The 21,126-nt window shown below is 58.4% G+C and carries 16 protein-coding genes and 1 tRNA gene; 16 read left to right on the forward strand and 1 reads right to left on the reverse strand.

What is annotated here, in order from left to right; all coding sequences use genetic code 11:
* Positions 1 to 73 precede the first annotated feature (73 nt).
* A complete protein-coding gene (plsY, locus tag HBN68_RS00230; protein WP_094992830.1) occupies positions 74 to 643 on the forward strand; it encodes a glycerol-3-phosphate 1-O-acyltransferase PlsY in 570 nt (189 codons plus the stop codon).
* A gap of 53 nt (positions 644 to 696) precedes the next feature.
* Here plsY and tsaD read toward each other — a convergent pair whose 3' ends face one another.
* Positions 697 to 1,722, reverse strand: a complete 1,026-nt coding sequence (gene tsaD, locus HBN68_RS00235; protein WP_169962018.1) for a tRNA (adenosine(37)-N6)-threonylcarbamoyltransferase complex transferase subunit TsaD — start codon at positions 1,720 to 1,722, stop codon at positions 697 to 699.
* Between the two features lie 198 nt (positions 1,723 to 1,920).
* Between tsaD and rpsU the strand changes: the two genes are divergently transcribed.
* The 15 genes from rpsU to HBN68_RS00310 all read left to right on the forward strand — a co-directional run bounded on the left by rpsU (position 1,921) and on the right by HBN68_RS00310 (position 21,125).
* On the forward strand, positions 1,921 to 2,136 hold the full coding sequence (rpsU, locus tag HBN68_RS00240) for a 30S ribosomal protein S21 (RefSeq protein ID WP_002551877.1): 216 nt from the start codon (positions 1,921 to 1,923) through the stop codon (positions 2,134 to 2,136).
* A 470-nt stretch (positions 2,137 to 2,606) separates the two neighbouring features.
* Positions 2,607 to 4,556 (forward strand): DNA primase, encoded by a 1,950-nt coding sequence (gene dnaG, locus HBN68_RS00245; protein ID WP_169962020.1) that lies wholly within the window; start codon positions 2,607 to 2,609, stop codon positions 4,554 to 4,556.
* A 67-nt stretch (positions 4,557 to 4,623) separates the two neighbouring features.
* A complete protein-coding gene (gene rpoD, locus HBN68_RS00250) occupies positions 4,624 to 6,474 on the forward strand; it encodes an RNA polymerase sigma factor RpoD (protein WP_047278039.1) in 1,851 nt (616 codons plus the stop codon).
* 122 nt (positions 6,475 to 6,596) lie between these two features.
* A complete protein-coding gene (locus HBN68_RS00255; protein WP_169962022.1) occupies positions 6,597 to 9,968 on the forward strand; it encodes an EAL domain-containing protein in 3,372 nt (1,123 codons plus the stop codon).
* Positions 9,969 to 9,983: 15 nt separating this feature from the next.
* Positions 9,984 to 10,060, forward strand: a tRNA-Ile gene (locus tag HBN68_RS00260).
* 140 nt (positions 10,061 to 10,200) lie between these two features.
* Entirely contained in the window at positions 10,201 to 10,653 is a 453-nt protein-coding gene (locus HBN68_RS00265) for an Lrp/AsnC family transcriptional regulator (RefSeq protein WP_094992875.1), read from the forward strand.
* Between the two features lie 171 nt (positions 10,654 to 10,824).
* Entirely contained in the window at positions 10,825 to 12,507 is a 1,683-nt protein-coding gene (locus tag HBN68_RS00270; RefSeq protein ID WP_169962024.1) for an NAD(P)/FAD-dependent oxidoreductase, read from the forward strand.
* 36 nt (positions 12,508 to 12,543) lie between these two features.
* Positions 12,544 to 13,338, forward strand: a complete 795-nt coding sequence (locus HBN68_RS00275; RefSeq protein ID WP_169962026.1) for a carbon-nitrogen hydrolase family protein — start codon at positions 12,544 to 12,546, stop codon at positions 13,336 to 13,338.
* Positions 13,339 to 13,386: 48 nt separating this feature from the next.
* Entirely contained in the window at positions 13,387 to 15,831 is a 2,445-nt protein-coding gene (gene pqqF, locus HBN68_RS00280; RefSeq protein WP_169962028.1) for a pyrroloquinoline quinone biosynthesis protein PqqF, read from the forward strand.
* Positions 15,832 to 15,985: 154 nt separating this feature from the next.
* The gene (gene pqqA / locus HBN68_RS00285) at positions 15,986 to 16,060 is read left to right on the forward strand and encodes a pyrroloquinoline quinone precursor peptide PqqA (protein ID WP_003444522.1); all 75 of its coding nucleotides are present in this window, start codon (positions 15,986 to 15,988) and stop codon (positions 16,058 to 16,060) included.
* Positions 16,061 to 16,145: 85 nt separating this feature from the next.
* On the forward strand, positions 16,146 to 17,057 hold the full coding sequence (gene pqqB / locus HBN68_RS00290) for a pyrroloquinoline quinone biosynthesis protein PqqB (RefSeq protein WP_169962030.1): 912 nt from the start codon (positions 16,146 to 16,148) through the stop codon (positions 17,055 to 17,057).
* 104 nt (positions 17,058 to 17,161) lie between these two features.
* The gene (gene pqqC, locus HBN68_RS00295) at positions 17,162 to 17,914 is read left to right on the forward strand and encodes a pyrroloquinoline-quinone synthase PqqC (RefSeq protein WP_094992811.1); all 753 of its coding nucleotides are present in this window, start codon (positions 17,162 to 17,164) and stop codon (positions 17,912 to 17,914) included.
* Positions 17,911 to 18,186 carry a pyrroloquinoline quinone biosynthesis peptide chaperone PqqD gene (gene pqqD, locus HBN68_RS00300; protein WP_094992810.1) on the forward strand — a complete coding sequence of 92 codons (276 nt, stop codon included), beginning with the start codon at positions 17,911 to 17,913 and terminating at the stop codon, positions 18,184 to 18,186. The genes pqqC and pqqD overlap by 4 nt, the downstream gene beginning before the upstream one ends.
* On the forward strand, positions 18,158 to 19,324 hold the full coding sequence (gene pqqE / locus HBN68_RS00305; RefSeq protein ID WP_169962032.1) for a pyrroloquinoline quinone biosynthesis protein PqqE: 1,167 nt from the start codon (positions 18,158 to 18,160) through the stop codon (positions 19,322 to 19,324). Before pqqD ends, pqqE begins: the two co-directional genes overlap by 29 nt.
* Entirely contained in the window at positions 19,290 to 21,125 is a 1,836-nt protein-coding gene (locus HBN68_RS00310; RefSeq protein WP_169962034.1) for a S9 family peptidase, read from the forward strand. The genes pqqE and HBN68_RS00310 overlap by 35 nt, the downstream gene beginning before the upstream one ends.
* The last annotated feature ends 1 nt before the right edge of the window (position 21,126 follow it).

Here is a 21,126-nt window from a genome sequence, read left to right on the forward strand (position 1 = left end):
CACTTTTCTCCGCAGCACGACAAGGGCGCAATGCGCCGTTAGAATCAGGGCGTCCTCGCCCGGAATAGTTAGCATGTTTTGGTTACTGGCGATTATCGCCTACCTGCTTGGCTCGCTGTCCTTCGCCATTTTGCTCAGCCGCCTGACGGGTCATCCCGACCCGCGAATGAGTGGCTCAGGCAATGCTGGCGCGACCAATATGTTACGTCTGGCCGGTAAAAAACTGGCCGTCCTGACCTTGCTCGGTGACCTGTGCAAAGGCCTGCTGCCCGTCCTGCTCGCCAACCAACTCAACCTGCCACTCCAGCAACAAGCCTGGATTGGTGTCTGTGCCGTCATCGGGCACATGTATCCGCTGTACTTCCGATTTCGGGGCGGCAAAGGTGTCGCGACCGCTGCCGGCATGTTGCTAGGGCTTTACCCCCCCGCCGCCTTGCTGGCTGTCCTGGCCTGGTTGCTGACCTTCCAGCTAACCCGTACCAGTTCACTTGCTGCGCTGATTGCCACACCCTTGACCCTGCCTTTACTGGCCTGGCAAGAGCCTGCCGCGCTGCTGCCCATGTGCGGATTAACCGCACTGATTGTCTGGCGCCACCGCGGCAATTTACGCGACCTGATGGCCGGGCGCGAACGGCATTTCTGATTCGCCTGCATGAAAATGCCTCATGACGGTCTGAAAACGTCTGAACACCCCCATCACAACGGCTTCAACTGCTCCATCGGCCAGCGCGCCTGCACACTGATTGCCAGGCTTTCATGCTGCCCCGCCTGCAAGCGCTGACACCCGGCAAAAGCGATCATCGCGCCGTTGTCGGTACAGAACTCAGGGCGCGCATAAAACACCTGACCGTTCATGCCACCGAGCATGGTCTCCAGCGAAGCGCGCAACGCCTTGTTTGCACTCACACCACCCGCAATCACCAGACGCTTCATGCCTGCTTGCTTGAGGGCACGCTTGCACTTGATGGTGAGTGTTTCGACCACCGCTTGCTGAAACGCCAAGGCGATGTCACTGCGAGCCTGCTCGTTGTCGTCACCCGCTGCCACACAGCGCTGCCAAGTGTTCAAAGCAAAGGTCTTGAGGCCACTGAAACTGAAATCCAGACCAGGGCGGTCGGTCATGGGCCGCGGGAAGACAAAGCGTCCCGCCACACCCTGCGTCGCAAGACGGGCGATCTCGGGACCACCCGGGTAGTTGAGCCCCATCATCTTCGCTGTTTTGTCGAAGGCTTCGCCCGCGGCATCATCCAGCGTCTCACCAAGCAACGCGTATTGACCAATGCCATCCACACGAACGAGCTGCGTATGGCCACCGGAAACCAACAAAGCGACGAACGGAAACTCGGGGGGCTGCTCTTCCAGCATCGGCGCCAGTAGATGGCCTTCCATGTGGTGCACGCCCAACGCAGGGATACCCCATGCGAACGCTAACGCTTGAGCGCAGGAAGCCCCGACCAGCAAGGCCCCGACCAGACCCGGGCCTGCCGTGTAGGCAATCGCATCGATTTCTGTAGGCACACAGTCAGCTTCAGCCAGCACCTGACGAATCAGGGGCAGCATGCGCTTGACGTGATCCCGTGAGGCCAGCTCCGGCACCACGCCGCCATAGGCGCGGTGCAGGTCGATCTGGCTGAACAGTGCATCGGCCAAAAGCCCGCGTTCACTGTCGTATAGCGCGACGCCGGTTTCGTCGCAGGAGGTTTCTAATCCCAGTACTAGCATGGGTTTGCGCCTTGTAGAGGCTAAATTCGAAGGCGCGCATAATAGTCGCCACCACCGCCCCCGGCCAGCGGTTTTCGATCAGAGGCTTTGCATTCCGGGCGATGAGGGGTTAACATCCGCAACCCTTAAAAACCGACGTCTTCCAACGCGATTTTGCCTTGAGACGTTGACCCCGGTAATGAATGAAGGTAGCTCTGGATGCCAGCCGTCAAAGTAAAAGAGAACGAACCCTTCGACGTAGCTCTGCGTCGTTTCAAGCGCTCCTGCGAAAAAGCCGGTGTACTGGCTGAAGTTCGCAGCCGCGAATTTTACGAGAAGCCGACTTCCGAGCGTAAGCGCAAAGCAGCAGCCGCTGTTAAGCGTCACGCGAAGAAAGTTCAGCGCGAGCAGCGCCGCGCCGTTCGTCTGTACTAATACACAGACGTTCGTTGCAAGCTTCTGCCAAGCCCGGCCTAAAGCCGGGCCGTAGGCAGTTGCAGCAAGTTACATGCTTTACCGTCAAGGCCGCAGATGCGACCGCGACAAACTGCTACATCACGTCAGACCTGGCCTTTAAGCCAGCGGTGCACGTCTTTACTGACGAGCCTTCAAGGCTACCGACGAGCACACACCTCTGATTTTCCTAAAAGACGATCAGCCCAAGGCATTTCTCCCATGCCTGCTTATGAGCTATCCGAGACCAGCCATTGGTCACTGCCGGACTCAGAGCGTGATATTTCGAACCCATTTACTCTGATTTAAATACGAGTCTGCGGAGCTTCGACAGATACACTTCCCGAGATGATTGAGCAGACGTCACACGTACGAGCAGCGCTTTCGCCTGCACGCCGCCACGACCAAACCTTTCTATACGGCTTTTTTTGCGCTGAGATGACGAGAACGCCATGGCCGGGTTAATCCCCCAGAGCTTTATTGACGACCTTCTGAACCGCACCGATATCGTCGATGTCGTCAGCTCGCGCGTGCAAATGAAGAAAGCAGGCAAGAATTACACCGCCTGCTGCCCCTTCCACAAAGAAAAAACACCGTCTTTCAGCGTCAGCCCTGACAAGCAGTTTTATTATTGCTTCGGTTGCGGCGCAGGCGGCAATGCCCTCGGCTTCATCATGGACCACGACAACCTGGACTTCCCCCAGGCTGTCGAAGAACTGGCCAAAGCCGCGGGCATGGAGATTCCCAGAGAGGAAAGCGGTCGCTCGCACAAACCGCGACAGCCGACCGACTCGCCGCTCTACCCGCTGCTGACCGCCGCCGCCGACTTTTACCGCCAGGCCCTGAAAAGCCACCCGGCGCGCAAGGCTGCCGTGGATTACTTGAAAGGCCGCGGCCTGACCGGCGAAATCGCCCGGGACTTCGGCCTCGGGTTTGCACCGCCCGGCTGGGACAACCTCTACAAGCACTTGAGCAGCGACACACTGCAGCAAAAAGCCATGATCGATGCAGGCTTGCTTGTAGAGAACGCGGAAACCGGCAAACGCTACGATCGCTTTCGCGATCGCGTGATGTTTCCGATTCGCGACAGCCGTGGCCGCATCATCGCATTTGGCGGTCGCGTGCTTGGCGATGACAAACCCAAATACCTGAACTCCCCAGAAACACCTGTATTCCACAAAGGGCAGGAACTGTACGGGCTGTTCGAAGCACGCAAATTCAATCGCAGCCTCGACGAAATCATCGTGGTTGAAGGCTATATGGACGTCATTGCCCTCGCCCAACAAGGCCTGCGCAATGCCGTCGCAACACTGGGCACCGCGACCAGCGAAGAACACATGAAACGTCTTTTTCGCGTCGTACCCAGCGTATTGTTTTGCTTTGATGGCGATCAAGCTGGCCGCAACGCCGCCTGGCGCGCCCTGGAAGCTACGCTGCCCTGCCTGCAAGACGGCCGGCGCGCCCGTTTCCTGTTTCTGCCCGAAGGCGAAGATCCCGACACGCTGGTGCGCTCTGAAGGCACCGATGCGTTCAAGGCACGAATTAACCAGCACGCGCAGCCGCTGGCCGATTATTTCTTCCAGCAACTGACCGAAGAAACCGATCCGCGCTCGCTCGAAGGCCGGGCCCACATGGCCACGCTGGCAGCACCGCTTATCGACAAAGTGCCTGGCGCCAACCTGCGCAACCTGATGCGCCAACACTTGAGCGAGATCACAGGCCTTAACAGCGAAGCGGTCAGCCAACTGGCTCAAAGCGCCCCACCGCCCTCGCAGCCCGCCTACGATCCCGGCATTGATTACGATGCCATGCCCGACTACAGCGACTTCCAGCAGCCGGACACGTACCTCCCCCAACAGGAATGGACACCGAAAAAATCGGGCGCCGGTGGTAAAAAATGGGAAAACAAACCTTGGGACAAAAAAGGCAAGCGCGGCGGCGAGCGTGAGCAGGCCTGGATTCCGGTCGGCGTTGAACCTCCGACCTTAACCGCCCTGCGAACCTTACTGCACCATCCGCAACTGGCCAAGAAAGTAGAAGACGCAGGCCACTTTGCAGCTGAAGACCAGACGAACAACCAGCTATTGATCGCGCTGGTCGAGGCCGTACAGAAGAATCCTAAGCTAAGCTCTATACAGTTGTTGTCCCGCTGGCACGGCACTGAACAGGGTCGTTTGCTGCAAAGACTGCTGGAAAAGGAATGGCTAATTGACGCCGATAACCTTGAACAACAGTTTTTCGACACCATAACTAGCTTGTCAGCTCGCCAACGTGAGCGAAACCTGGAACAACTTCTTCGAAAAGCACGTCAAGGCGAGCTAAGTAGCGAGGAGAAAAATCAGTTACGCGACCTTCTGAGTCGCAATAATCCCGCATCAAACCCGACCTCAACTGGCGCGTGAGGTCATAGCTAAGGTATAATCCTCGGCTTGTTTTTTGCCCGCCAAGACCTTCAGTGGATAGGGTGTTATGTCCGGAAAAGCGCAACAGCAGTCTCGTATCAAAGAGTTGATCACCCTCGGCCGTGAGCAGAAGTATCTGACTTACGCAGAGGTCAACGACCACCTGCCCGAAGATATTTCAGATCCGGAGCAAGTGGAAGACATCATCCGCATGATTAATGACATGGGGATCCCCGTACACGAGAGTGCTCCGGATGCGGACGCCCTTATGTTGGCCGATGCTGACACCGACGAAGCCGCTGCTGAAGAAGCAGCTGCAGCGTTGGCGGCAGTAGAAACCGATATTGGTCGCACTACCGACCCAGTGCGCATGTATATGCGTGAAATGGGCACGGTAGAACTGCTGACACGCGAAGGCGAAATTGAAATCGCCAAGCGTATCGAAGAAGGCATCCGTGAAGTGATGGGCGCAATCGCGCACTTCCCTGGCACGGTTGACCATATTCTCTCCGAGTACACTCGCGTCACCACCGAAGGTGGTCGCCTTTCTGACGTCCTGAGCGGTTATATCGACCCGGACGATGGAATTACGCCGCCTGCAGCCGAGGTTCCACCTCCTGTCGATCCTAAAACGGCCAAGGCCGAAGGTGATGACGAAGAGGAAGAGAAGGACGACGCTACCGATGACGAGGAAGAGGTCGAAAGCGGCCCCGATCCAATCATCGCAGCACAGCGCTTCGGCGCCGTTTCCGATCAGATGGAAATTACTCGCAAGGCACTGAAAAAGCACGGTCGCGACAGCAAGCAGGCAATTGCCGAGCTGGTTGCCCTGGCTGAGCTGTTCATGCCGATCAAGCTGGTGCCGAAGCAATTCGAAGGCCTGGTTGAACGTGTTCGTAGCGCTCTGGAGCGTCTGCGTGCACAAGAGCGGGCCATCATGCAGCTGTGTGTACGTGATGCACGCATGCCGCGTACCGACTTCCTTCGTCTGTTCCCGGGCAATGAAGTCGACGAAAGCTGGAGCGACGCGCTGGCCAAAGGCAAAAGCAAATACGCTGAAGCCATTGCCCGCTTGCAACCGGACATCATCCGTTGCCAGCAAAAGCTGTCTGCTCTGGAAGCCGAAACCGGCCTGAAGATTGCCGAGATCAAGGACATCAACCGTCGCATGTCGATCGGTGAGGCCAAGGCCCGCCGCGCGAAGAAAGAGATGGTTGAAGCCAACTTGCGTCTGGTGATCTCCATCGCCAAGAAGTACACCAACCGTGGTTTGCAGTTCCTCGATTTGATCCAGGAAGGCAACATCGGCTTGATGAAAGCGGTAGACAAGTTTGAATACCGCCGCGGCTACAAATTCTCGACCTATGCCACCTGGTGGATCCGTCAGGCGATCACTCGCTCGATTGCCGACCAGGCACGCACCATCCGTATTCCGGTGCACATGATCGAGACGATCAACAAGCTCAACCGTATTTCCCGCCAAATGCTGCAGGAAATGGGTCGCGAACCGACCCCGGAAGAGCTGGGCGAACGCATGGAAATGCCTGAGGACAAAATCCGCAAGGTATTGAAGATCGCTAAAGAGCCGATCTCCATGGAAACCCCGATCGGTGATGACGAAGACTCCCATCTGGGTGACTTCATCGAAGACTCGACCATGCAGTCGCCAATCGATGTTGCCACCGTTGAGAGCCTTAAAGAAGCGACACGCGATGTACTCGGCGGCCTTACAGCACGTGAAGCCAAAGTACTGCGCATGCGTTTCGGTATCGACATGAATACCGACCACACCCTTGAGGAGGTTGGTAAGCAGTTCGACGTTACCCGTGAACGGATTCGTCAGATCGAAGCCAAAGCGTTGCGCAAGCTGCGCCACCCGACGAGAAGCGAGCACCTGCGCTCCTTCCTCGACGAGTGATACCAAAACCCCCGGCCCTGCCGGGGGTTTTGCTTTATACCTACGCAACCTTTCCAGCGCCTGACGTCCATATCCCACAGCCCGTCTACACTCGTCACATTCGCGAGTAGAACGAGCCCCGCATGCCACGACTGCCTGCTTTCATCCTCTTGCTGCTAATCGCTTTTTCTACAGCGGCCAACGCCCTGACGTTGACCGACGAGGAGCAACAGTGGCTCGCCCACCATCCCGAACTGCGCCTTGGGGTTGATGCATCATGGCCACCTTTTGAGTTCCGCGACGAAAAAGGCCTCTACACCGGACTGGCCGCTGATTACGTGGAGCTGATCAGAAACCGTCTGGGCGTGAGCATCAAGCCGGTTGAGCCCTACGATTGGAGTAACGTCCTTGAACTCGCCAAAGAAGGGAATCTCGACTGGCTACCCGGCATCATGTCGACCCCTGAGCGCCAGAAAAGCCTGGCCTTCACACGTCCTTATCTCGACTTCCCGATTGTCATCCTCGCGCACAAAGGCGGCCCCGCCCCAAAAAACATTGATGAGCTGTACGGGCTTAAAATCGCCGTGGTCGAAAACTATGCCCCGCACGAGCTGCTTCATGCCCAACACCCGGACCTGAATCTTGTCGCCCTGCCCAATGTCAGCTCCGCGTTGCAGGCACTGGCGACCGATCAAGTAGATGCTATGGTCGGCGACTTGGCATCCAGTGTCTGGAGCCTGCGCCAGCTCAAGCTGGATGGGTTGTACGTCAGTGGCGAAACACCTTATCGCTATCAACTGGCGATGGCCGTACCCAAAGAGCAAACCATCCTGCTACGCCTGCTGGACAAAGTCATGGCCGACATGAGCCCCGCAGAGGTAGAAGCCATTCAAGCGCGCTGGATCGGCAGCGCGGGCAATTATCAGGGGTTATGGCGCGGTTTTTTACTGTACGTGCTGCCGGGCATCTTGCTGCTCGTTACCGTATTGATCGTGGTCGTGCGCATCAACAGGCGCTTGAGCTCCGAAATAGCCCGTCGGGTTGCCCTCGAACAGGAACTGCGCAGCAGCGAATACCGCTACAGAGGCCTGGTAGAAAGTCTGTCAGCCATCGCCTGGGAGGCCCAACTGGAGGATTACAGCTACACCTATGTGTCCCCCCAGGCCGAAACGCTCATTGGCTACCCGCTGGCAGAGTGGCTGACGCCTGGCTTCTGGGAGCGAATCGTCCACCCCGATGACTTGCCCCGTGCCAAAGCGTTCTGCGAGGGTGAAATCAAGGCCGGACGCGATCACAGCATCGACTACCGCGTCATCACCGCAGAGGGCAAAACACTGTGGCTACGCGACATCATTACCCTCACCACTTATAACCAGACGCCCGTACTGCGCGGGTTGATGATCAACATCAGCGAAACCAAACAAACCGAAGAAGCCCTTCGCCTCTCTGAAGAGAAATTTGCCAAAGCCTTTCACGCGTCGCCAGACGGATTGTTGTTGAGCAGGCAAAGTGATGGCTTGCTTATCGAAATCAACGAAGGCTTCAGCCGCTTGACTGGCTACGACAAAGCCAGCGCGCTGAAGCGTTCGTCTCTGGACCTCAACATTTGGGTCGACGTGCATCAGCGCAGTGAGTTGCTCGCGCTGCTGACCCAGAACGGATTTGTGCGTGATTTCAGGTGCCACCTACGGCACAAAAGCGGACGCATCCGCCTCTGCGAAGTGTCTAGCCGACCGCTAAAAATTGGCGATGAAGACTGCATGCTGACCATTGCGCGGGACATCACAGAACGCCAACAGATGCAGGAGAAACTCCTGCAAACAGCCACCGTATTTGAAAGTACCGCTGAAGGCATTTTGTTCACCGATCCGGCGCAAACAATCACCGCCGTCAACCGTGCATTCACTGAAATAACAGGCTACAGCGAGGCCGAAGCCTTGGGCCAAACACCCCGGATTCTGGCCTCCAGTCAGCACGACAGCGCATTCTTTGCCGCCATGTGGCATCAGTTGTCCGGAGAAGGTCACTGGCAAGGGGAGATTTATAACAAACGCAAGAACGGAGAGGTCTACCCCTCCTGGATGACAATCAGCGCGGTGCACAACCCCGAAAATATCGTCACTCACTTTGTGGCCGTATTCGCCGACATTTCCAGCCTCAAGCACGCACAGGCGCGTCTGGACCATCAAGTTCATCACGACCCGCTGACCGGCCTGCCCAACCGCTTATTGTTCGAAAGCAGACTTGACCAGATCATCAACCAGCAAAAGGCGGAAGGCCAACACGCGGCGGTACTGTTTCTAGACCTTGATCGCTTTAAAAACATCAACGACAGCTTGGGCCACCCGGTTGGCGATCTGTTGCTCAAAGGCATTACCGTACGCCTCAAGGTTCAGTTACGCGACATTGATACCGTCGCCCGCCTCGGCGGCGATGAGTTCATTATATTGCTACCCGGCCTCCAGCAGCCCCGCGATGCAGAGGTGATTGCCAACAAGCTGCTGGCCTGCTTCAGCGCACCGTTTCCCGCCGGCGAACACGAACTGTTTATCAGCGCCAGCATCGGCATCAGTGTGTACCCGCATGACGGCACGGACGTGGCCACACTGGTTAAAAACGCCGACGCCGCCATGTACCGCTCCAAGCTAAAAGGACGCAACCGCGTAGAGCGCTATACCCATGACCTTACGTCACAGGCGAGAGAACGAGTGATCCTCGAACAAGAGCTGCGACGCGCACTGGAGCGCAATGAACTATCACTGTTCTACCAACCCAAAATCAGCCTACCCGACCTGGGCCTGGTCGGTGCCGAGGCCCTGATTCGCTGGACCCACCCCACGCTGGGCGTCATTGCGCCAGAGCGCTTCATTCACTTGGCGGAAGAAAACGGCATGATCATCCAGGTGGGCGACTGGGTGCTGGAGCGTGCCTGCATGCAATTGAATGAATGGAACCAGGCATACGAACCATTTGGCCCCGTGTCCGTGAACCTTGCCGGTGCTCAACTGCATCAACCCCGACTTGTAGCCCGTATCCGGCAACTGCTGAAGAAATACAGCCTCACGCCTGGCTGCCTGCAATTGGAAATTACCGAAAACTTCATCATGAACCAGACCGAAGAAGCGCTGGACGTCCTGCACCAGCTCAAGCGGTTAGGCGTGCAACTGGCCATTGATGACTTCGGCACCGGATACTCCTCACTCAGCTACCTCAAACGCCTGCCACTGGACACCTTGAAAATAGACCAGTCATTCGTCCGCGGCTTACCCCACGACCCCAATGACGAAGCCATCGTGCGCGCCATCATTGCGTTAGGTCACAGCATGCAATTCACCGTCATTGCCGAAGGCGTTGAGAACGAAGCCCAGCAAGACTTCTTGGCCAAAGCAGGCTGCGAGCAGATTCAGGGGTATATCGTCAGCGTGCCTTTATCAGCGGAAGAATTTGCAGCGACCTTTCTTCGTATCTCTATTTCGGATTTTTCGGATAGCACTGCCGAGAAACCATCGTTATAATCCGCGACCTACTGAGGGCCTATAGCTCAGTTGGTTAGAGCAGGGGACTCATAATCCCTTGGTCGTAGGTTCGAGTCCTACTGGGCCCACCATACTCAAAGCCGCGCACTGCGCGGCTTTCGTGTTTCTGGCATTGGAACGCCTCACTGTCCACGTTCTGCCTCACTGGACGCCCCGCCCCTCAAGCGCTGTACCATGAGCGTCCACTTTGATGATGCCACTGGAGCTTCTCTTGCCAGACTCTCGCCCGCCCGTGCTGGATGAAATCGATCGTCAGTTGATTGCCGCCCTGCAGCTCAATGCCCGTGAAAGTGTCGCCATGTTGGCGCGTCAATTGGGGATCGCGCGCACCACCGTGACGTCTCGGCTGTCGCGTTTGGAAAGAAACAACATCATCACCGGTTACGGGGTTCGACTGGGGCAGCGCTTGATTGATGGCGGGCTGCAAGCGTATGTCGGGATCACTGTGCGGCCACGCTCAGGCAAGGATGTGGTCAGACGCCTGAGCGCGATGGCGCAGGTGCAGCAGTTGTGCGCCGTCAGTGGCGAGTTCGATTATGTCGCTTGGCTGCGCAGCGATTCGCCTGAACGACTGGATCAATTGCTGGACCAGATCGGCAGTGTTGAGGGCGTTGAGAAAACCACAACGTCGATCATTCTCAGCAGCAAAGTCGACCGCGGCTAAGTGGCTACGCCCAACTCATACAACACTTTGCACACAACCTTCGTCAGATTGTCCAAAGACAATACGAAACGACGACACTTTGCGTCTTAAGAACGTGTTCTGCACTCCTTATGATGGTGCCTGTCTTTTCCTATACTCAGCGTAAAGCGCGGGTCGCCAGCAAGGTCAGCCATGAATAAGAACAATCGCCACCCTAATGACGGCAAAAAACCGATCACCATTTTCGGCCCAGACTTCCCTTTTGCCTTCGACGACTGGATCGAACACCCCGCAGGTCTGGGCAGTATTCCCACGCATAAACTGGGCGCAGAAGTCGCGATTGTGGGTGCAGGGATGGCGGGAATGGTCGCCGCGTATGAGCTGATGAAACTCGGCCTCAAGCCTGTGGTGTACGAGGCCTCAAAAATGGGGGGCCGTTTGCGCTCACAAGCGTTTGAAGGCAGTGAAGGCGTCATCGCTGAGTTGGGCGGCATGCGCTTTCCGGTGTCCTCAACGGCCTTCTACCACTATGTCGACAAGCTCGGGCTTGAGACCAAACCCTTCCCCAACCCACTGACACCCGCCTCCGGCAGCACTGTGATCGACCTCGAAGGCCAAACCTTCTACGCACAGAAACTATCTGATCTGCCTGCGTTGTTTCAGGAAGTGGCTGACGCATGGGCGGACGCACTGGAAGAAGGGTCGCAATTTGGCGACATCCAACAGGCAATCCGCGACCGCGATGTGCCGCGCTTGAAAGCGTTGTGGAATACCCTTGTCCCACTGTGGGACGACCGCACCTTTTATGACTTTGTCGCCACCTCCAAAGCCTTTGCCAAACTCTCGTTCCAACACCGCGAAGTGTTTGGTCAGGTCGGGTTTGGCACAGGTGGCTGGGACTCTGACTTCCCGAATTCAATGCTCGAAATCTTCCGCGTGGTCATGACCAACTGCGATGACCATCAACACCTGGTGGTTGGCGGGGTTGAGCAGGTGCCGCTGGGGATCTGGCGTCACGCGCCGCAGCGCTGTGCGCACTGGCCTGAAGGCACCAGCCTCAGTTCGCTGCACCACGGTGCTCCGCGCACAGGGGTCAAGGCGATTTCCCGTACAGAAGACGGTCAGTTTTCTGTCACTGATAACCTCGGCGTGACCCGCCCATTCGAGGCCGTGTTGGTCACGTGCCAAAGCTGGTTACTGACGACCCAGATCGAGTGCGAAGAAGCGCTGTTCTCGCAAAAAATGTGGATGGCCCTCGACCGCACGCGTTACATGCAATCGTCCAAAACCTTCGTCATGGTCGACCGCCCGTTCTGGAAAGACAAAGACCCCGACACCGGCCGCGACGTGATGAGCATGACCCTCACCGACCGCCTGACCCGTGGTACTTATTTGTTCGATAACGGCGACGACAAACCGGGCGTTATTTGTCTGTCGTACTCATGGATGAGCGATGCGCTGAAAATGCTTCCGCACCCTGTCGAAAAGCGCGTGAAGCTGGCCTTGGACTCGTTGAAAAAAATCTACCCGAAAGTGGACATCGCCAGTCGGATTATTGGCGACCCGATTACCGTTTCGTGGGAGGCCGACCCGCACTTCCTGGGTGCCTTCAAAGGCGCACTGCCCGGTCATTACCGTTACAACCAGCGTATGTACGCGCACTTTATGCAGCAGGAAATGCCTGCAGAACAACGCGGGATTTTTATCGCCGGCGACGATGTCTCGTGGACACCCGCTTGGGTGGAGGGAGCCGTGCAGACTTCGTTGAATGCCGTTTGGGGCATCATGACCCACTTTGGCGGGCGCACACACGCCGACAATCCCGGGCCGGGTGATGTGTTCAACGACATTGGCCCGATTGCCCTGCCGGACTGAACGGCGCGCCTACAGCCCCAAAGACAGGAGAACCCCATGCGCGTCGCCCTTTACCAATGCCCGCCCCTGCCACTGGACGTCGCAGGCAACCTGCAACGCCTGAATCACATCGCGCAACACAACCCCGGGGTTGACCTGTTGGTCCTGCCGGAGATGTTCCTCACGGGGTACAACATTGGTCCACAGGCCGTGGCGCAATTGGCGCAACCTCTGGACGGCGACGCGGCACGGCAGGTTGCCCGGATAGCTCAGGCCTGCAACATGGCCATTGCCTATGGTTACCCTGAGCTGGGCCCTGACGGGCTCATCTATAACAGCGTGCAACTGATCGACTGCCACGGCCACCGCCTGCTCAATTACCGCAAAACCCACTTGTTCGGGGCGCTCGATCACAGCCTGTTCAGCCCCGGCCCGGATGCATTTCCCGTCATCGAGCTCAACGGCTGGAAGGTCGGCATGCTGATTTGTTATGACCTGGAGTTCCCGGAGAACACGCGTCGTCTGGCGCTGGCAGGTGCGCAATTGATCGTCGTGCCCACCGCCAACATGGCACCTTATGACTTCATTGCCGATGTCACCGTGCGCAGCCGCGCCTTTGAAAATCAGTGTTATGTGGCCTACGCCAATTACTGCGGCAGCGAAAGCACCATTCACTACTGCGGCCAGAGCAGCATCGCGGCGCCTGATGGCCAGCAAGTTGCATTGGCTCAGCGGGACGAAACCCTAATCAGCGCCGTGCTTGACCCACAAAAACTGACGGACGCAAAAGCTGGCAACAGCTACTTGGCCGACCGCCGTCCGGAACTTTACGGTGCGCTGAGCGCGCGCTGATTGCCAGTAATCCGCTAGCATGAGCGCTTCTCTGTAACGGAAGTGCCCATGCCCGCGTTGAACACCCCTGACGTCGTTCACCTGACTACCCGCAACGGTCTGACGCTGAGCGCACGCCACGCCCCTCGACTCAAGCGCAGCGCAGCCTATTTGCGGGTAGCGGCAGGCAGCCATGACGTGCCCGCCGACTGGCCGGGGCTGGCTCATTTTCTGGAGCATTTGTTGTTCCTTGGCACCGAGCGCTTCCCCGCAGCTCAGGGCCTGATGGCCTATGTGCAACAGCACGGCGGGCACATCAACGCACGCACCAGCGAACGCCATACCGACTTCTTCTTTGAGTTGCCCCCAGAAGCCTTTGCGGGCGGGCTGGACCGGCTGTGCGACATGCTAGCCCATCCGCGTTTGCATCCGGACGATCAACGACGCGAACGCGAAGTCCTGCACGCGGAATTCATTGCCTGGGCACGCGAGCCTTCGGCGCAACGGGAACTGCAGCGGCTTCAACCGCTCAACGCCGCACACCCGCTGCGGGGCTTCCACGCGGGCAATCGTTACAGCCTGCCCGTGCCATGTGCAGCCTTTCAGCGCGCCTTGACGCATTTCCATGAACAGTTTTATCAAACCGGGCAGATGACCTTGAGCCTGGCTGGGCCACAATCGCTGGACACACTGACTGCACTTGCCGAGCGTTACAGCCTTGAGCTGCGTCAGGGTACGGCCGTCTCGCAACAGCCCCCGCCGCCGCTGATGAGCGAAGGTTCGTCACAGTACGTGCAGGTCGAGGGTTCAAACGTGAACCTGATGTTTACCCTGGAACAGTTACCGCCTGCATCAGAAGAAGCGTTGGCATTTCTGTGTCACTGGATCAACGCTGACAAACCGGGCGGACTTCTGGCTCACTTACGTCAGCAGCAAGTGAGCGACAGTCTGCACGCCAAGCCGGTGTACCAGTTCCAGGGCCAAGCCCTGCTGGGTTTGACCTTCACAGGGTCGTCAGACATGACGGCCAAGGCTCAACCCATCCGTGACATCGTCTACGACTGGCTGTCTTTTTTCGGTGCGCAGCAGCCCTGGGCGGGGCTGCGCGACGAATACCAACGCTTGCAGCAGCGTCAGCAACAGGTCAGCAGCGCACTGGAATTGGCCCGCCGCGATATTCAGCAAGATCCGCCAGGGTTGTCAGACCAAGGCGTTGAAGCCCTGGCGAGGGTCCTGAAACAGATGCAACCCGAACGTCCGCCTGCCTGCCAGCACACTTGGCAATTACCCACACCCAATCCATACCTCAAATCGGAGAAACACCCCGTGACCGCTGGCCTTATTCGCGGACAAACCAGTGCCCATCGTGGCTTGCGCACCTTTGCCCAAGACCGCTTGCGCAGCCGCCGCGAGGTGTCGGCCATGACGTTCAGCACTGCACTCGCGACCCACAGCGGCGAAGCGGCGTTGTACCTGCGCTGGCACTTGGGCGTGATCCCTGCGCCCTCGCTATTACCGGCGCTGCAACACCGCCTGCTGACACTGCAACAAGATGCGCGCGAAGCAGGCATTGAATTGTCGCTCACGGCGCAGGGCAATGACTGGCTGCTGAAGCTGCATGGCGTACAAGAACCGTTGCCCGCCATCCTGGAACATGCGTTGCATTTGCTCGCCACGCCCACGAATGATGCGCCGGTGCCTCAGCCGCAAGCGCCACAGATGCCGATCCGCCAATTGCTCAAGCGCCTGCCGCAGCTACACACCCACTTGGCAATGCCTGCTGCTGAAACTGCCCAGGACCTCTGGCAATCAGCCCGATGGCACGGCATGGCTGTAGGCTGTACCCCGGCCAGCCATACATTGATCACAAGCGCGCTGAGCAAAGCCCCCGGCACCCCGGACCCGCTGCTGACGCACCCCGTCCAAGCGACAGCAGAACGCCACTGGCACACCGAACCTTGTGAATCGAGCGAACAGGCCGTGTTGCTGTTCTGCCCTGCACCACGGGCTGACCTTACGCAAGAAGCCGCCTGGCGCTTGCTGGCCAATTTGGTGCAAACCCCGTTCTATCAGCGTCTGCGCGTGGAGTTGCAACTGGGTTACGCCGTGTTCAGCGGCTTGCGTCAGCTTGGCGACAGAACCGGCCTGCTACTGGGGGTGCAATCGCCTCAAGCCACGACGGCAGACATCTTCGAGCAGATCCGAACTTTCCTGAGGCAATTACCGCAACAGATTGCCGCCCTTGATGAAGCTTCTTTCATCGAGTCGCGCAATGCTCTGGCAGAGCAGTTCACCCTCGGCACGCTCAGCCTGCCTCAAGCCGCCGATCTGTTATGGCACGCGCAACTAGCGGGCCACTCGTCGGATTACCTTAAGGCGCTCTACAACGGGCTTATAACGCTCGATCAAGCCACTACACTCAGAGCAGCCGAGTGCCTCAATGACCCGGATAGCGACTGGCTGTGTGCGGCCACAGGGCCCGAAACTGAATCGTTTTATCTGCGTAGAAGCTGATTTTTACCAACCATGTAACGAGCTTTCTTCGTCTTTGGTCGTTCAATCCCAGTCAAATTTAGTAACATAGCCACCTAAGCATCTGAACATCTCCCCCGGGAGCTGGACTAAGTTAAAGACACCCCACCCACCCCCACTGCTAAGGAGTCACCTCATGGCTTGGACAAAACCGGCTTACACCGATCTGCGCATTGGCTTTGAAGTCACCATGTACTTCGCAAGCCGTTGATCTGCCGCTTTATTGAGCAGAGCAACCCAACGCCTCGGTTCGCCGGGGCGTTTTTATTTCCAGATTTGCAAGAGAACAGTCGCCCATGTTCGTCCAGATTCTAGGTTCCGCCGCTGGCGGTGGTTTCCCGCAGTGGAACTGTAACTGCGTCAACTGTGCCGGTTTTCGTGATGGCACCTTGCGCGCCACAGCCCGTACCCAGTCCTCGATTGCGATCTCCGATGACGGCGTGAACTGGGTGCTGTGCAACACCTCGCCCGACATCCGCGCCCAGCTTCAAAGCTTCGCTCCGATGCAGCCTGGCCGTGCCCTGCGTGACACCGGGATCAGCGCCATCATCTTGATGGACAGCCAGATCGACCACACCACCGGCCTGCTGAGCCTGCGCGAAGGCTGCCCGCACGATGTGTGGTGCACCGACATGGTCCACGAGGACCTGAGCACCGGCTTCCCGCTGTTCACCATGCTTAAGCACTGGAACGGCGGCCTGAACTGGCACCGCATCGAGCTGCAAGGGTCGTTCACCATCCCGGCCTGCCCGAACCTGCGCTTCAGCCCGTTGCCGCTGCGCAGTGCCGCGCCGCCGTATTCGCCGCACCGCTTCGACCCGCACCCGGGCGACAACATTGGCCTGATCGTTGAAGACCTGCGCACCGGCGGCAAACTGTTCTACGCACCGGGGTTGGGCAAAGTGGATGCGCCCCTGCTCGACATCATGGCCAGCAGTGATTGCCTGCTGGTGGACGGCACGATGTGGGATGACGACGAAATGCAGCGCCGCGGTGTAGGCACGCGCACCGGCCGAGAAATGGGCCACCTTGCACAAAATGGCCCCGGCGGCATGCTCGAAGTGCTTGAGCAATTGCCCCAACAACGCAAAGTGCTGATACACATTAACAACACCAACCCGATCCTCGACGAAGACTCAGCCGAACGTGCCGAACTCGCCCGCCGTGGCGTAGAAGTCGCCTTCGATGGCATGAGCATCGAGCTGTAAGCCGCCCCCCTGCTGCTGCCGCACACGGCGATAAGGGGCGCGGCGCTCAGCTGGCGCCACAACCTGCGCCAACAACGACAAACCGTATTTTCTGGAGGCACACGATGACCCAAGCCCCACTGTCCAAAACCGAGTTCGAAGCCGCATTGCGAGCCAAAGGCGCGTATTACCACATCTACCATCCGTATCAGGTGGCGATGTATGAAGGCCGCGCCACGCGCGAACAGATACAGGGCTGGGTCGCCAATCGCTTCTACTATCAAGTCAACATCCCGCTCAAGGACGCCGCGATTCTGGCCAACTGCCCTGACCGCGAAGTTCGCCGCGAGTGGATTCAACGCATGATCGACCACGATGGCGCCCCCGGCGAAGATGGCGGCATCGAAGCCTGGTTGCGCCTGGGGCAAGCCGTCGGCCTGGACCCGGATCAACTGCGCTCCCAGGAACTGGTGTTGCCCGGCGTACGGTTTGCCGTGGATGCCTACGTCAACTTCGCACGCCGCGCCAGTTGGGAAGAAGCCGCCAGCAGCTCGCTGACCGAAATGTTTGCCCCGCAAATTCATCAGTCGCGTCTCGACAGCTGGCCACAGCACTACCCATGGATCGACCCGGCGGGCTACGAATACTTCCGCACCCGTTTGGGCCAGGCCCGCCGCGACGTCGAACACGGGTTAGCCATTACCTTGCAGCACTACACCACGTGGGAAGGCCAGCAGCGCATGCTGGAAATTCTCCAGTTCAAACTGGACATTCTTTGGAGCATGCTCGACGCCATGACCATGGCTTACGAACTGGACCGCCCGCCGTACCACAGCGTGACCGACCAACGCGTCTGGCATAAAGGAATCACCCTATGAGCTTCGATCGCAGCAAAATCCCGACCTGGCGCCCCGGCTATCGCTTCCAGTACGAGCCTGCGCAAAAAGGTCACGTGCTGCTGTACCCCGAAGGCATGATCAAACTCAATGAAAGCGCCGCGCTGATCGGCGGCCTGATTGATGGCCAGCGCGATGTCGCGGCCATCATTGGCGAACTGAACTCACAGTTCCCCGGCGTGCCCGAGCTCGGTGATGACATCGAGCAATTTATGGAGGTCGCTCGTGCAGAGCACTGGATCGAACTTGCCTGACAACCTGATGCCGCCCACGCCCGAAATCGGGCTGCCGCTGTGGCTATTGGCGGAACTGACCTACCGTTGCCCGCTGCAATGCCCGTACTGTTCCAACCCGCTGGACTTCGCCCAACAAGGCAAAGAGCTGACCACAGAACAGTGGATAAAAGTGTTTCGCGAAGCACGGGAAATGGGTGCGGCTCAACTGGGCTTCTCGGGAGGCGAACCGCTTGTGCGTCAGGACTTGGCTGAACTGATTGGCGAGGCGCGCACATTGGGGTTCTACACCAACCTCATCACGTCCGGCATTGGTCTGACCGAGCAGAAGATCAGCGACTTCAAAAAGGCCGGGCTGGATCATATCCAGATCAGCTTTCAAGCCAGCGACGAGCAAGTGAACAACTTGCTGGCCGGGTCAAAAAAAGCCTTCGCACAAAAGCTGGAAATGGCCCGCGCCGTCAAAGCCCACGGCTACCCGATGGTGCTGAACTTTGTGACCCATCGGCACAACATCGACAAAATCGACCGCATCATCGAGCTGTGCATTGCGCTCGAAGCCGACTTCGTCGAACTCGCCACTTGCCAGTTCTACGGCTGGGCGCAGCTCAACCGCGTGGGCCTGCTACCCACCAAAGAACAACTGGTTCGTGCCGAACGCATCACCAACGAATACCGCGCCAAACTGGAAGCCGAAGGCCATCCCTGCAAGCTGATTTTCGTCACACCGGACTATTACGAAGAGCGCCCCAAAGCGTGCATGAATGGCTGGGGCAGCATCTTTCTGACTGTGACCCCGGACGGCACCGCTCTTCCCTGTCATGGTGCACGTCAAATGCCGGTTGAATTCCCCAACGTGCGTGACCACAGCATGCAGCACATCTGGTACGACTCGTTTGGGTTCAACCGCTTTCGCGGCTATGACTGGATGCCCGAACCCTGCCGCTCCTGCGATGAGAAGGAAAAAGACTTCGGTGGCTGTCGCTGTCAGGCCTTCATGCTCACGGGGGACGCCAGTAACGCCGACCCGGTGTGCAGCAAGTCGCCGCACCACGACCTGATTCTCAAGGCGCGCGAAGAAGCCGAACACGCCACCCAAACCATTGAGCAACTGGCCTTCAGAAATGACCGAAACTCACGACTCATCGCCAAAGGCTGAACCCTTCAGCGCCGACCTCGCCGTCGCCGCCGGTGTGGATTTTGCCGAACTGAAACTCGGCCCCCACGGCCTGTTCTGGAACGAATACCGCCCACAGGATGCAGCCTGCCGCATCTGGCATTGGCGCGACGGTCAGGCGCACTGCCTGACGCCGGACGGCTTCAGCGTGCGCAGCCGCGTGTACGAGTACGGCGGCGGGTCGTTTTGCCTGAGCGATGACGGCATTGTGTTCGTCAATGAGTCCGATCAACAGGTGTACGTGCAAGCGCTGGAGGGCACAGCACCTCGCGCCTTGACGCAAGGCACCTGCCGCTATGGCGATGTGCAGTTTGCTGACGGGCAAGTGCTGGCGGTTGAAGAGGACAAGGACCGGCATCGTTTGGTCAGCATTGACCCTGCCTCGTCAGCGCGCCACGTACTGGCCGAAAACGCTGATTTCTATGCGGCACCAACGTTGAGCCCTGATGGCCGGCGTTTGGCGTGGATCGAGTGGAGCCGTCCGCATCAGCCATGGACCTCAACGCGCTTGATGGTCGCGCAGCGCAGTCCGGAACACCGCTGGCAAACGCCACGGTGCGTTGCGGGCGATGCGGGCGAAGAGTCGCTGCAACAACCGCGTTTCGATCAGCATAACCGCCTGTACTGCCTGACAGACCGCGAGGGTTATTGGCAACCGTGGATCGAATCGGCGGGCGGCCTGAATAAATTACCGGGCGAGTCTGCCGACCACGCGCCGGCACCCTGGCAGTTGGGCGGCAGCACCTGGCTGCCGCTGAATGACAATGCCTACGTCGCCACATGGACACAGGCAGGGTTCGGACGCTTGGGCATACGCACCTCTGACGCCAGCCTTGAAGAATTCACGGGGCCATACAGCCGTTTCCGCAGTCTGGCGCTGGATGAGCAGGCGATCTATTGCATCGCTGCCTCACCGGTCAGTCCCTCGGCCATCATTCGTATCGCCCGCAACAGCCGACACGTCACCGTGCTGGCCGGCGGCGTAGCACCGTTGCCGGCTGACCGCGTCAGCCGCCCGCAAACGTTGCGCTACCCCTCGTCGGGTGGCGACGCCCACGGCTTTTTCTACCCGGCCATGCACGGCGAAAAACAGCCGCCGCTGGTGGTGTTTATCCATGGCGGCCCGACATCGGCGTGCTATCCAATGCTCGACCCGCGCATTCAATACTGGACGCAACGCGGCTTTGCAGTCGCTGACCTCAACTACCGTGGCAGTACCGGTTATGGCCGCGAGTACCGGCAAACACTGCATCTGAAATGGGGCGAAGTGGATGTGGAAGACGCCTGTGCCGTGGTCAGTTATCTTGCCGATCAAGGGCTGATTGATCGTCACAACGCTTTCATTCGCGGTGGGAGTGCTGGCGGTTACACCACGCTCTGTGCACTGGCGTTCAAGAATGTGTTCCGCGCGGGCGCCAGCCTGTATGGCGTCAGCGATCCCGTTGCACTGGCGCGCGATACCCATAAGTTCGAAGGCGATTACATGGACTGGCTGATTGGCGATCCCGACCGGGATGCCGAACGCTACGCAGCGCGCACGCCTTTGCTGCACGCTGCCAACATCCGCGTACCCGTCATTTTCTTTCAAGGTGAACTGGACGCGGTCGTCGTGCCGCAACAAACCCGCGACATGTTAAGCGCCCTGCAAAAGAACGGTATTCCTGCCAAAGCGTATTACTACCCGGACGAGCGCCACGGGTTCCGCAAAGCCAGTAATCAGGCCCACGCCCTGGAGCAGGAATGGCTGTTTTATCAGGAAGTGATGCAATCAACCCCTGACTGAA

The organism is Pseudomonas sp. WS 5078, from assembly GCF_012985745.1.
Taxonomy (GTDB): domain Bacteria; phylum Pseudomonadota; class Gammaproteobacteria; order Pseudomonadales; family Pseudomonadaceae; genus Aquipseudomonas; species Aquipseudomonas lundensis_A.